Genomic DNA, 12,474 nt, shown 5'->3' on the forward strand with positions numbered 1-12,474 from the left:
GCCCGACCCGCGGCCACCCTCCCGAAAGGGCACCACGCGCATGGAGCAGTACGAGCCCGACCGCCTCTCACCGGCCCAGGCGGCCGCCGTGCGGCGCAGCTTCCGCACCGGCAGGGCGGCCCTGTCCCGCCGTTCCCTGCTGCGCGCCTCCGCGGGCGGCGCGCTCGCGGTCGGCGGACTCGGCGCGCTGAGCGGCTGCGGCATCCCCGCGGCCGGCAACACCCGGGGCGGCGTCCCGGCGGAGGACCACTCGAAGAAGGAGAAGACCGTCAACTTCTCCAACTGGACCGAGTACATGGACGTCGACGACAGCGGGCGCGAGCACCCCACGCTGGACGCGTTCACCGAGCGCACCGGCATCAAGGTCACGTATACCGAGGACATCAACGACAACACCGAGTTCTTCGGCAAGATCAAGCCGCAGCTCGCCGCGGGCCAGGACACCGGCCGCGACATCATCGTCCTCACCGACTGGCTGGCCGCCCGCCTGATCCGCCTCGGCTGGGTCCAGAAACTGGACCCGGCCAACCTCCCGAACGCCTTCACCAACCTGTCCGCCCAGTTCCGCAACCCCGACTGGGACCCGGGCCGCGCCTACTCCTACCCCTGGCAGGGCATCTCCACGGTCATCGCCTACAACAAGAAGGCGCTCGACGGCGTCGAGGTGCGGACCCTGTCGGACCTGCTGGACAACCCGAAGCTCAAGGGCCGCGTCGGACTGCTCACCGAGATGCGGGACACCGTCGGCATGACGCTGCTCGACATGGGCAAGGACCCGGCGGAGTTCGCCGCCGACGACTACGACGCGGCGATCGCCCGACTGCAGAAGGCCGTCGACAAGGGGCAGGTACGCCGCTTCACCGGCAACGACTACACCGCCGACCTCACCAAGGGCGACTTCGCCGCGTGTCTCGCGTGGGCCGGTGACGTCGTCCAGCTGAAGGCGGACAACCCGGACATCGAGTTCCTGATCCCGGACAGCGGCTACATGACGTCCAGCGACAACATGCTGATCCCCAACAAGGCCCGGCACAAGACGAACGCCGAGCGGCTGATCGACTACTACTTCGAGCCGCGGCCGGCCGCCGAGCTGGCCGCCTACATCAACTTCGTCTGTCCGGTCGACGGGGTGAAGGACGACCTCGCGAAGATCGACGAGGACGCGGCGAACAACCCGCTGATCCTCCCCGACCAGGCCATGCAGGCCAAGTCCCGTGCCTTCCGCTCCCTGAGCTCCAAGGAAGAGACGGAATTCGAAGAGAAGTTCGCGAAGCTCACTGGGGCGTGACGAGATGAAGACGACCGAAGACACCACCACGGCCGGCCACGGCGGCGGGGACGTCCGCCTCACCGGTATCGGCAAGACGTACGGCTCCTTCACCGCCGTACACCCCCTCGACCTGACCGTCCCGCAGGGTTCCTTCTTCGCCCTGCTCGGCGCGTCCGGCTGCGGCAAGACCACCACCCTGCGGATGATCGCCGGTCTGGAGGAGCCCACGAGCGGCACCGTCCACCTCGGCGACCAGGACGTCACCGCGCTGCCGCCGTACAAGCGGCCGGTGAACACGGTCTTCCAGTCCTACGCCCTCTTCCCGCACCTCGACATCTTCGAGAACGTCGCCTTCGGTCTGCGCCGGCGCGGCATCAAGAGCGTGAAGAAGCAGGTCGACGAGATGCTGGAGCTGGTCCAGCTCGGCGAGCAGGCCCGCAAGAAGCCGCACCAGCTCTCCGGCGGCCAGCAGCAGCGCGTCGCGGTGGCCCGCGCGCTCATCAACCACCCCAGGGTGCTGCTCCTCGACGAGCCGCTCGGCGCCCTCGACCTGAAGCTGCGCCGCCAGATGCAGCTGGAGCTCAAGCGCATCCAGACCGAGGTCGGCATCACCTTCGTGCACGTCACGCACGACCAGGAGGAGGCCATGACCATGGCCGACACGGTCGCCGTGATGAACGCGGGCCGCGTCGAGCAGCTCGGCTCGCCCGCCGACCTCTACGAGAATCCGCGCACCACCTTCGTCGCCAACTTCCTCGGCACCTCCAACTTCATCGAGGCCGAGGTCGACTCGAAGTCCGGCGACGAGATCGTCCTCAAGGCCGGCGGCGGCAGGCTGGTCCTGCCCGAGGCCCGCACCAGCGCCCCCGCGACGACCGGCGGCAAGGTGCTGGTCGGGGTGCGCCCGGAGAAGATCTCCCTCACCCACGCGGACGACGCCGGCGAGATACCCGAGGGCCGCAACCGGATCACCGGCCGGATCACCGGCGCCGGCTTCATCGGCGTGTCCACGCAGTTCGTCGTCGACAGCCCGGTCTGCGCCGACTTCGAGGTCTACGTCCAGAACGTCGACCGCGACACCCGGCTGGTGCCCGGCGCCGAGGTGGTCCTGCACTGGAACCCGGCGCACACCTTCGGCCTGGACGCGGCTCAGTCCCTGCTCGCTGGGACAGTGGGCTCCGCGGGCGTCGAGACGGCCGAGGAAGAGGTCGCCCGATGACCACGGTCACCGAGGCGCCGCCCCTGGCGCCCGCCCCGCCGGAGCCGAAACCACCGCGCGGGCGGGGCCGCTGGACGCCGTACTGGCTGCTGCTGCCCGGCCTGCTCTGGCTGTTCGTGTTCTTCGCGCTGCCGGTGGTCTACCAGGCCTCCACGTCCGTGCAGACGGGCTCCCTGGAGGAGGGCTACGAGGTCACCTGGCACCTCGCCACCTACTGGGAGGCGCTGTCCGAGTACTGGCCGCAGTTCGTGCGCTCGGTGCTCTACGCGGCCTCCGCGACCGTGCTGTGCCTGCTGCTCGGCTACCCGCTGGCGTATCTGATCGCCTTCCGCGCGGGACGCTGGCGGAACCTGATCATGATCCTGGTGATCGCGCCGTTCTTCACCAGCTTCCTGATCCGCACCCTCGCCTGGAAGACGATCCTCGCCGACGGTGGTCCGCTGGTGGGCGCCCTGGACGCGCTGCACGTCCTGGACGTCACGGCCTGGCTCGGCTGGACCGCCGGCGACCGGGTCCTCGCCACGCCGCTCGCGGTGGTCTGCGGTCTGACGTACAACTTCCTGCCGTTCATGATCCTGCCGCTCTACACCTCGCTGGAGCGCATCGACCCCCGGCTGCACGAGGCGGCGAACGACCTGTACGCCAGGCCCTCGACCACCTTCCGCAAGGTCACCTTCCCGCTGTCGATGCCGGGCGTGGTCTCCGGCACGCTGCTGACCTTCATCCCGGCGTCGGGCGACTACATCAACTCGGACCTGCTCGGTTCCACCGACACCCGCATGGTCGGCAACGTCATCCAGTCCCAGTTCCTGCGGATCCTCGACTATCCGACGGCCGCGGCGCTCTCGTTCCTCCTGATGGCCGCGATCCTCGCCGTCGTCACGCTCTACATCCGCAAGTCCGGCACGGAGGATCTGGTTTAAATGGCCTTCGTCACCCACTGGCTCAAGCGCCATCTCGTCGTCATCGCGGGACTGCTGACTCTCGCGTACCTCCTCCTGCCGAACATCATCGTCACCGTGTTCTCCTTCAACCGTCCGAAGGGGCGGTTCAATTACACGTGGCAGGAATTCTCCACCGAGGCCTGGAAGGACCCCTGCGGCGTCTCCGGACTGTGCGGCTCCCTGTCGCTCAGCCTCCAGATCGCGCTGTGGGCGACCCTGGGCGCCACCCTCCTCGGCACGATGATCGCCTTCGCGCTGGCCCGCTACCGCTTCCGCGCCCGCTCCGCCGTGAACTCGCTGATCTTCCTGCCGATGGCGATGCCCGAGGTGGTCATGGCGGCCTCGCTGCTCACCCTGTTCCTCAACATGGGCGCCCAGCTCGGCTTCTGGACGATCCTGATCGCCCACATCATGTTCTGCCTCAGCTTCGTCGTGGTCGCCGTGAAGGCGCGCGTGATGTCGATGGACCCCCGGCTCGAGCAGGCCGCGCAGGACCTGTACGCCGGCCCGGTCCAGACGTTCGTCCGGGTCACCCTGCCGATCGCCGCCCCCGGAATCGCGGCGGGCGCGCTGCTCGCCTTCGCGCTCTCCTTCGACGATTTCATCATCACCAATTTCAACGCCGGCTCGACCGTCACCTTCCCGATGTTCGTCTGGGGCTCCGCGCAGCGCGGAACTCCCGTGCAGATCAATGTCATCGGCACGGCCATGTTCGTCATCGCCGTTCTGCTGGTGCTGGTTTCGATGGTCATCGGAAACCGCCGCAATCGGCAGAAGGCATAGAAACCAATCCGCAGTCCCCCGTAGGGAGTTGAAATCATGGCCCCGAGCGCCATGAGCCGTTGGACGAAATCCCTTTCCGAGGCCCGGCCGGTCTCCTACTGGCTGGACGACCCCGGCAGGCCGGGGGCCGAGCCCGCCCTCACCGGCGCCGAGACCTGCGACCTGCTGGTCGTCGGCGGCGGCTACAGCGGGCTGTGGACCGCGCTGATCGCCAAGGAGCGCGACCCCTCCCGGGACGTCGTGCTGGTGGAGGGCCGTGAGGTGGGCTGGGCGGCCTCCGGCCGCAACGGCGGATTCTGCGCCGCCTCCCTCACCCACGGCCTGCCCAACGGACTGGCCCGCTGGCCGGACGAGATCCACACCCTTCAGCGGCTGGGCGCCCGCAACCTCGACGCCATCGAGGAGACGGTCGCCCGCCACTCCATCGACTGCGACTTCGAACGCACCGGCGAGATCGACGTCGCCACCGAGCCGTACCAGGCGTGGGAACTCAAGGACTGGTACGAGGAGATCCGGGCCGAGGGCCTCGCCGACGGCATCGAGTACCTGGACACCGAGGCCGTACGGGAACAGGTGGACTCCCCGACCTTCCGGGCGGGCCTGTACGACCGCCGGGGCGTGGCGATGCTCCACCCGGCCAGGCTGGCCTGGGGACTGAAGCGGGCCTGCCGCGACCTCGGGGTGCGCGTGTACGAACACACCCCCGCCCTCACCCTGAAGCCGTACGGCGCCGGCATGTCCGTACGCACCCCGTACGGGCGGATCCGCGCCCGCACGGTCGCGCTCGGCACCAACGTCTTCCCGAACCTGGTCAGACGGGTCCGCTCCTACACCGTCCCGGTCTACGACTACGCCCTGATGACCGAGCCGCTCACCGCCGACCGGCTGGCGTCGGTCGGCTGGAAGAACCGGCAGGGCTTCGGGGACAGCGCCAACCAGTTCCACTACTTCCGGCTGTCCGCCGACAACCGGATCCTGTGGGGCGGTTACGACGCGGTCTACCCCTACGGCGGCCGGGTGCGTGCCGAGTACGACGACCGGCCGGAGACCTACGCCAAGCTCGCCGGGCACTTCTTCACCTGCTTCCCGCAGCTGGAGGGCGTCCGCTTCACCCACGCCTGGGGCGGCGCGATCGACACCTGCTCCCGCTTCTCGGCGTTCTTCGGCACGGCGCACGCGGGGAGGGTGGCGTACGCGGCGGGTTACACCGGACTCGGCGTCGGTGCCACCCGCTTCGGCGCCGAGGTGATGCTGGACCTGCTGGCGGGGGAACGGACCGAACGCACGGAGCTGGAGATGGTGCGCAGGAAGCCGCTGCCGTTCCCGCCGGAGCCGTTCGCCTGGACCGGCATCGCCCTCACCAAGTGGTCCCTGGCCAGGGCGGACGCACACGGCGGGCGCCGCAACCTGTGGCTGCGCACGATGGACCGGCTGGGCCTCGGCTTCGACAGCTGAGCCGGCGGACCGGGGCCGCCGGGCCGGTCAGCCGGTACCGGTCCGGGAGCCGGGAGCCCCGGCGGACCTCCGACGGCCGCCCCGGCCGGCCAGCAGCCACAGGCCGATCAGCAGCACCGCGCCGAGGCACCAGCTGGCCGCCACGTCCAGCGGCCAGTGGTAGCCCCGGCGCACCAGCCCGAACGAGGCGCCGGCGACCAGGGCGGCGCAGACCGCGACGAGCGCGCGGCGCGCCCCCGGCGAACGCAGCAGCGGGAGGAGGAGCAGCGTCGCCGCGCCGTACGCCACGACGGCGGTGGCCGTGTGGCCGGAGGGGTAGTAGCCGACCGCCGGGGGCACGGCCGGGGTTCCCGGGCGGTCGGTCCATTCCTTCAGGGGCGCGACCAGCGCCGGCACCAGTGCCATCGCCGCGACCCCGGCCGCGGGCGGCAGCCACCAGCGGTCCACACCTGTGGCACGCCCGCGCAGGGCGACGTACGCCAGCGCGATCACCAGGGCCGGCACCGCGACCTGGACGTTGCCGAGGTCGGCGAGGAGTTCGGACGCCTGGTCCGGATGGACCAGCTCCCGGCTCAGCCGCTCGTCGAGGCCCACCAGCGGACCGTCGGCGACGACCTGCCAGGTGATCAGGGCGAAGAGGAGAACCGGCGGTCCGAACAGCAGCATGCCGCACAGCTTCGCAGATGGGGGCCCGGCACACGCCGAAGGGCCGGTGCAAGGGGGGGATGCACTGGCCCTTCGGGGAACGGCGTGCCGTGTGAGGTGCCCGGATGGCCGTCCGGACCGGAACGTCGCGCGCCCCGGGGGGTTTGGGGCGGGCGACCGTCCGATCGTGAGGAGACCCGGGGCCCCTGGGGCCCCGGTTTGTGTGCGCGAGGCACGACCAGGTCGAAGCTGGGGAGGCCCCGGCCTGAACCGTCCACGGTTCCCCGTGGGCGGGGTGTATCTCTCATCCGCGGAGAAACCTACGGCAGGGGGTGGCCCCGCGACAGGGCCGACGGGCTCCTGTCATCCACCTCGCACACGTTCTTCACACGCTCTGCCGCTCACTGGTCCCGGTGGCCGTTCCGGGCGGCTCACCTGCCCCGATGCCGGCTCAGATGCGCGCGAACGCCTGCTCGATGATGTCCAGGCCCTCGCCCAGCAGGTCCTCGCCGATGACCAGCGGGGGCAGGAAGCGCAGCACGTTGCCGTAGGTGCCACAGGTCAGGACCAGCAGGCCCTCCTGGTGGCAGGCCTTGGCCAGCGCGGCGGTCGCCTCCGGGTTCGGCTCCTTGGTGGCGCGGTCCTTCACCAGCTCGATGGCGATCATCGCGCCCCGGCCGCGGACGTCGCCGATGACGTCGAACTTCTCGGCCATGGCGGTGAGGCGGGCCTTCATGACGGCCTCGATCGCCTTCGCCCTGGCGTTGAGGTCGAGCTCCTTCATCGTCTCGATCGCGCCGAGCGCGCCCGCGCAGGCGACCGGGTTGCCGCCGTAGGTGCCGCCCAGGCCGCCCGAGTGGGCGGCGTCCATGATCTCCGCGCGGCCGGTGACGGCGGCCAGCGGCAGACCGCCGGCGATGCCCTTCGCGGTGGTGATCAGGTCCGGGACGATGCCCTCGTCCTCGCAGGCGAACCACTGGCCGGTGCGGCAGAAGCCGGACTGGATCTCGTCGGCGACGAAGACGATGCCGTTGTCCTTGGCGAACTCGCTGATCGCGGGCAGGAAGCCCTTGGCCGGCTCGATGAAGCCGCCCTCGCCGAGCACCGGCTCGATGATGATCGCGGCCACGTTCTCGGCGCCGACCTGCTTGGAGATCTGGTCGATGGCCTGCGCGGCAGCCTCCGGACCGGCGTTCTCCGGGCCGGTCGGCCAGCGGTAGCCGTAGGCGACCGGGACGCGGTACACCTCGGGCGCGAACGGGCCGAAGCCGTGCTTGTACGGCATGTTCTTCGCGGTCAGCGCCATGGTGAGGTTGGTGCGGCCGTGGTAGCCGTGGTCGAAGACGACGACCGCCTGCCGCTTGGTGTACGCACGCGCGATCTTGACGGCGTTCTCGACGGCCTCGGCGCCGCTGTTGAACAGCGCGGACTTCTTGGCGTGGTCACCCGGGGTCAGCTCGGCGAGCGCCTCGGCGACGGCCACGTAGCCCTCGTACGGCGTGACCATGAAGCAGGTGTGGGTGAAGTCGGCGAGCTGGGCGGAGGCGCGGCGGACGACGGCCTCGGCGGAGGCGCCGACGGAGGTCACGGCGATGCCGGAGCCGAAGTCGATCAGCCGGTTGCCGTCGACGTCCTCGATGATGCCGCCACCCGCGCGGACGGTGAACACGGGCAGCACGGAGCCCACGCCCTGCGCGACCGCGGCGGTGCGGCGGGCCTGCAGCTCCTGCGACTTCGGGCCGGGGATGGCGGTGACGACGCGGCGCTCCTGCGGAAGTGCGGTCATGCGGGGCTCCTGGGGGGTGTTTCGGACGCTTGCGTTCTTTTCTCGCAGGCTAGGGCCGCCGAAGAGGGCTGGGCATGCTCCATGTGGGCGTTGTCCGGGGTCCGTCGTTGTCCGTGGTGGACATGGCGGGTGCGGCCCGCGGGCGTGCGGCCCCGCCGCGTAAGCAGTGAACTCGACCTGCCAGGGCGTTAGATTGACTCGCTGATGGCGGATGGAGCGGCTGCTCAGGGGGCAAGGGCGATGGACAGCGACGGTACCCAGGACGCACGGGGCACACATGCCGACCCCGTACCGCGCCCGGCGGGCCCACCGGACGTACCGAGGACGCCACCGCGCCCGAGCCGGGCACCGGGTGTACCGCCCGCGACCGAACAGGCTCCCCGGCCCGCGTCCACCGTCGCCGCCTGGCTCGACACGGCGAGGCCGGCCGCCCGGCCGGGGATCTGGCGGTACGGCTACCGCCCGAAGCAGATCCCGGAACGAATCGCTCCGATGACGGTCGCCGGCATGCTGATCCCGGTCGCCCTGGCGATCGGGGCATGGTCGCTCTGGCAGCGCGGCTACTTCCCGTTCAAGGGCGCCGTCCTGCGGCTCTTCACACCGAACGACTGGTGGTGGGCCGGTTCGGTGGTGACTCCCAAGCCGGTCGAAGGACGTGTGGAGCCGCTCCCGGGGATGCTCTTCCTGCATGTCGCCGACGCCGTCTTCTTCGTCGCGCTCGTGCTCGCGGTGGGTGCGCTCGGCAGTTGGCGGGCCATCGTCCGCCACTACGTGAGCCACGTGTCCCAGCCGGGACAGGCCCTGATCGCCGCCGGTCTGGCCGTCCTCGTCCTCAGTTTCGTCTTCCCCGACGCCTTCCCGGGGCTCGGCTGGGCGGAGGCGCCGGTCGTCTATCCGCTGCTGTCCCTCACCGTGCTGATCACGGACAGCTACGACCTGATGGCCTCCACCCTCTACACGTACACGCTGTACACGGTCGTCACGCTGCTCGTGCTGTGGCCGTTCGCCCGCCTCGGCGACTGGTGGCCGTACGCGAAGAAGCTGCTCGCCCCCCGCCGGCCGGCCACCGTCGCCCCCGACGTACCCGACCGGCCCCGCTCCCAGTGGCCCGCTCTCCGCGACGCCGGCCAGCACGAGGCCGCGGACCTGCTCACCGCCGAGGTCACCGGCGGCCGGATGAACGACGTCGACTGCGCCCGCATCGAGCACGCCTTCGCCACCGCCCGGCGCACCGCCGCTTTGGGCGCCTTCCGCGACACCGTCCTGAGCCGGGGCGGCGCGGCGTGGACGCATCCCTCCGGCGCCCGGGACGTACCGCGCCGGTCCGCCCACCACGACCTGCTCGCCGGTCAGGTGCGCATCGGCCGCTGGGTGGAGCACGAGCACGCCCCGCAGCCGTACCACGGCGCGGGAGCGGCCCTCGGCCCGGACGTGCTCGGCACCTCGCTGCTCGCCGTCGGCCCCTCCGGGTCCGGCAAGACCCGCACCCTCGTCGAGCCGGTGACCGAGGCGCTCGCCGTGCAGGCGCTCACCGGGAGCTGTGCCGTCGTGGCCGTCTCCGCCGCCGGGAGCCCGCTCGGCGGCGACGACCTCTTCGACGTGATCGTGCGGATCGGTGACGCGTCCTCGGTGCACGACCTCGACCCGTACGCCGAGTCCGCCGATCCGGACGAGGCGGCCGCGATGCTCGCCGAGGCGCTGGTGGGCGACCTCGACACGGGCGGCGCGCAGAGTGCCGCCACCGCCCTGGCACAGCTGCTCGGCCCCTTCCGGGCGGTGCACGGGCGCTTCCCCGCCCTGCCGGAGCTGCGCGAGCTGCTGGAGGGCGAGGAGAGGGCGCTGACCCCGTTGCGACAGGCGCTCGCCGAGAGCGGGAACGACATCATGTGCCGCGAGCTCGACGCGCGCGTCCGGCAGACGGGTACGCCGGGCGACGCGGGCCGGCCCCTGGCCGACCGGCTGGCCCTGCTGGACCGGCCGGTGTTCGCGGGCTTCTTCGGCAGGGGCGGCCCGGGCCGGCTCTTCTCCCTGCGCGCGATCGCCCACCACCCCCTGCGGGTGCGGATCGACCTGCCCGAGCACGGCCACGAGGAGGCCGGCCGGCTGATCACACGGCTGGTGCTCGCGCAGTTCCACGCCGCCGTCCGGGTCGGCGGGCGCGCGCACTTCGCCGCTCTGGTCCTGGACGACGCGACCGGCACGGTCACCGCGGAGTCGGTCCGGCGCATCCAGCGGCTGCGTTCACAGAACGCGGGCGTGCTGCTCGCCCTGCGCACCATCGGTGACGTCCCCGAGGCGCTGCACGGCCCGCTCTACGGAGCGGTGGGCTGCCGTATGGCCTTCTGCGGTGTCACCACCTGGGACGGCAGCCGGTTCGCACAGACCTGGGGCACCGAGTGGGTGGATACGACGGAGGTCGCCAAGCACACCGTCTTCGCCGACCAGCCGATGACGCGGTTCCTCCACGCGGTGCGCAAGCGGCTGACGGGCGAGGACGTGACGACGGAAGCGGTCACCGTGCGCCAGGTCGAGCGGGAGCGGTGGTCCGCCTCGGAACTGGCGCACGCGGTGCCGCCCGGGCACGCGGTGCTGTCGCTGACGACCGTCGAGGGCGAGCACGCGCCGCCGCTGCTGGTGGACCTCCGCGGGTGATGTCACCGGCCGGGCAGCCAGGGACCGTACAGTGAGGCAGAATCGACACAGGCCGTTCATACGCGGCGGCCAAAAGATCACCGTGTTCTCACACACCCGACGCAGACCCGAAGGCTCAAGGCACCCATGCCCCCGACGCTCGCCTCGCTCGTCCACCACTCCGCGCTCAAACTGACGGTGCGCGCGGGCGAGGACCGCCTCGACGTGCCGGTCCGCTGGGCGCACGCCAGTGAGCTCGCCGACCCCGTGCCGTACATGGAGGGCGGGGAGCTGTTGCTGATCACCGCGCTCAAGCTCGACGCGGAGGACCGGGAAGCGATGCGCCGCTATGTGAAGCGGCTGGTGGGTGCGGGTGTCGTCGGGCTCGGCTTCGCCGTCGGGGTCCACTACGAGGACGTTCCGGACGCCCTGGTCGACGCGGCGCGCGCGGAGGGCCTGCCGCTGCTCGAGGTGCCGCGCCGCACCCCCTTCCTGGCGATCAGCAAGGCCGTGTCCGCCGCCATCGCCGCCGACCAGTACCGCGCGGTGACCGCGGGCTTCGCGGCCCAGCGGGAACTGACCAGACAGGCGCTGGCCGAGGGGCCGGCGGGACTGCTGGCCGCACTCGCCGCCCAGGTCGACGGGTGGGCCGCGCTGTACGACGCCTCGGGCGCCGTCGTGGCCGCGGCACCGGAGTGGGCGGGCCGGCGCGCCGCGCGGCTCGTCCCGGACGTGACCCGGCTGCGGGAACGGCCCGCGCCCGCCTCCTCGGTCGTGGCCGGCCCGGAGAACGAGGACCGGGTCGAACTGCACTCCCTCGGCACCGGCCGGCGCCCCCGCGCGGCGCTCGCCGTCGGCACGGCCGCCGCCCTCGGCACCGCCGAGCGGTACGCCGTCCACTCCGCGGTCGCCCTGCTCACCCTGACCACGGAACGCTCCCGCTCCCTGCACGCCGCCGAGCAGCGCATCGGCGCCGCCGTCCTGCGCATGCTGCTCGCCGGGGAGCCGGACCACGCCCGCGCGGTGGCCGGGGACCTGTACGGCGGCCTGCTCGACGCGCCCTTCCGGATCATCGTGGCCACCGGGGGCGAGGCGAACGGTGACGCCCTCGGAGCCCTCGCCGAGGTCGCGGAGTCCGCCGCCGCCCGCTCCGGGGAGGTGGTCCTGGTCGTGCCGGAGGGGAACCGACTGGTCGTACTGGCCTGCGACGGCGGCGCCGTCGTGGCCGCCTGCCGCGACCACGCCGCCGCGCGGGAGGCGGCCCGCAAGTCCGACGACGACGAACTGGTCGTCGGACTGTCCGCACCGGCCGGGCCGATCGCCGCGTCCGCCGCCTACAAGCAGGCCGAACAGGCGCTCTCGGTGGCGCGGCGGCGGGGGAGGGTGCTGGTGGAGCACGAGCACATGGCCGCCGGGTCGGTCCTGCCGCTGCTCGCCGACGACGCGGTCAGGGCGTTCGCCGACGGACTGCTGCGCGCCCTGCGCGAACACGACGCGACGGGCCGCGGCGACCTCGTCGCCTCCCTGCGCGCCTGGCTCTCCCGCCACGGCCAGTGGGACGCGGCGGCGGCCGACCTCGGCGTCCACCGCCACACCCTCCGCTACCGCATGCGCCGGGTGGAGGAGATCCTCGGCCGCTCCCTCGACGACCCGGACACCCGCATGGAGTTGTGGCTGGCCCTGAAAGCGACGACGTCGGATTAGCGCCCTTTCAGCCCGTCCGGCACGCACCCCCAGCCCG

At 71.8% G+C, this 12,474-nt stretch carries 9 protein-coding genes; 7 read left to right on the forward strand and 2 right to left on the reverse strand.

All coding sequences use genetic code 11. The annotated features are described in order from the left end of the window. Positions 1-40 precede the first annotated feature (40 nt). The 5 genes from KUM38_RS16820 to KUM38_RS16840 are packed head-to-tail and all read left to right on the forward strand — an operon-like array spanning position 41 to position 5,671. Entirely contained in the window at positions 41-1,288 is a 1,248-nt protein-coding gene (locus KUM38_RS16820) for a spermidine/putrescine ABC transporter substrate-binding protein (protein ID WP_217130191.1), read from the forward strand. A 4-nt stretch (positions 1,289-1,292) separates the two neighbouring features. Then, positions 1,293-2,489, forward strand: a complete 1,197-nt coding sequence (locus KUM38_RS16825) for an ABC transporter ATP-binding protein (protein ID WP_217130192.1) — start codon at positions 1,293-1,295, stop codon at positions 2,487-2,489. Further along, positions 2,486-3,412 (forward strand): ABC transporter permease, encoded by a 927-nt coding sequence (locus KUM38_RS16830; RefSeq protein ID WP_217130193.1) that lies wholly within the window; start codon positions 2,486-2,488, stop codon positions 3,410-3,412. Before KUM38_RS16825 ends, KUM38_RS16830 begins: the two co-directional genes overlap by 4 nt. Further along, positions 3,413-4,216: an ABC transporter permease gene (locus KUM38_RS16835; protein WP_217130194.1), complete on the forward strand. Its 804-nt coding sequence runs from the start codon at positions 3,413-3,415 to the stop codon at positions 4,214-4,216. Between the two features lie 36 nt (positions 4,217-4,252). After that, positions 4,253-5,671, forward strand: coding sequence for an FAD-binding oxidoreductase (locus tag KUM38_RS16840; protein ID WP_217130195.1), 1,419 nt, complete (start codon positions 4,253-4,255; stop codon positions 5,669-5,671). A gap of 27 nt (positions 5,672-5,698) precedes the next feature. Here KUM38_RS16840 and KUM38_RS16845 read toward each other — a convergent pair whose 3' ends face one another. Both KUM38_RS16845 and gabT read right to left on the reverse strand, forming a co-directional pair. Next, positions 5,699-6,337: a phosphatase PAP2 family protein gene (locus tag KUM38_RS16845; protein ID WP_217130196.1), complete on the reverse strand. Its 639-nt coding sequence runs from the start codon at positions 6,335-6,337 to the stop codon at positions 5,699-5,701. Positions 6,338-6,767: 430 nt separating this feature from the next. Further along, a complete protein-coding gene (gene gabT, locus KUM38_RS16850; protein ID WP_217130197.1) occupies positions 6,768-8,102 on the reverse strand; it encodes a 4-aminobutyrate--2-oxoglutarate transaminase in 1,335 nt (444 codons plus the stop codon). A gap of 240 nt (positions 8,103-8,342) precedes the next feature. On the opposite strand from gabT, the gene KUM38_RS16855 reads away from it, so the two are divergent. Together KUM38_RS16855 and KUM38_RS16860 are read left to right on the forward strand one after the other, a co-directional pair. After that, entirely contained in the window at positions 8,343-10,754 is a 2,412-nt protein-coding gene (locus KUM38_RS16855) for an ATP/GTP-binding protein (protein WP_217130198.1), read from the forward strand. 126 nt (positions 10,755-10,880) lie between these two features. Further along, entirely contained in the window at positions 10,881-12,437 is a 1,557-nt protein-coding gene (locus KUM38_RS16860) for a PucR family transcriptional regulator (RefSeq protein WP_217130199.1), read from the forward strand. The last annotated feature ends 37 nt before the right edge of the window (positions 12,438-12,474 follow it).

This window comes from Streptomyces sp. AC558_RSS880 (assembly GCF_019049255.1).
Lineage (GTDB): Bacteria > Actinomycetota > Actinomycetes > Streptomycetales > Streptomycetaceae > Streptomyces.

Excerpts from the sequence above, each read along its gene's own strand:
- KUM38_RS16820 (WP_217130191.1), top strand. The coding sequence starts at position 41 with ATGGAGCAGTACGAGCCCGACCGCCTCTCACCGGCCCAGGCGGCCGCC.
- KUM38_RS16825 (WP_217130192.1), top strand. The coding sequence starts at position 1,293 with ATGAAGACGACCGAAGACACCACCACGGCCGGCCACGGCGGCGGGGAC.
- KUM38_RS16830 (WP_217130193.1), top strand. The coding sequence starts at position 2,486 with ATGACCACGGTCACCGAGGCGCCGCCCCTGGCGCCCGCCCCGCCGGAG.
- KUM38_RS16835 (WP_217130194.1), top strand. The coding sequence starts at position 3,413 with ATGGCCTTCGTCACCCACTGGCTCAAGCGCCATCTCGTCGTCATCGCG.
- KUM38_RS16840 (WP_217130195.1), top strand. The coding sequence starts at position 4,253 with ATGGCCCCGAGCGCCATGAGCCGTTGGACGAAATCCCTTTCCGAGGCC.
- KUM38_RS16845 (WP_217130196.1), bottom strand. The coding sequence starts at position 6,337 with ATGCTGCTGTTCGGACCGCCGGTTCTCCTCTTCGCCCTGATCACCTGG.
- gabT (WP_217130197.1), bottom strand. The coding sequence starts at position 8,102 with ATGACCGCACTTCCGCAGGAGCGCCGCGTCGTCACCGCCATCCCCGGC.
- KUM38_RS16855 (WP_217130198.1), top strand. The coding sequence starts at position 8,343 with ATGGACAGCGACGGTACCCAGGACGCACGGGGCACACATGCCGACCCC.
- KUM38_RS16860 (WP_217130199.1), top strand. The coding sequence starts at position 10,881 with ATGCCCCCGACGCTCGCCTCGCTCGTCCACCACTCCGCGCTCAAACTG.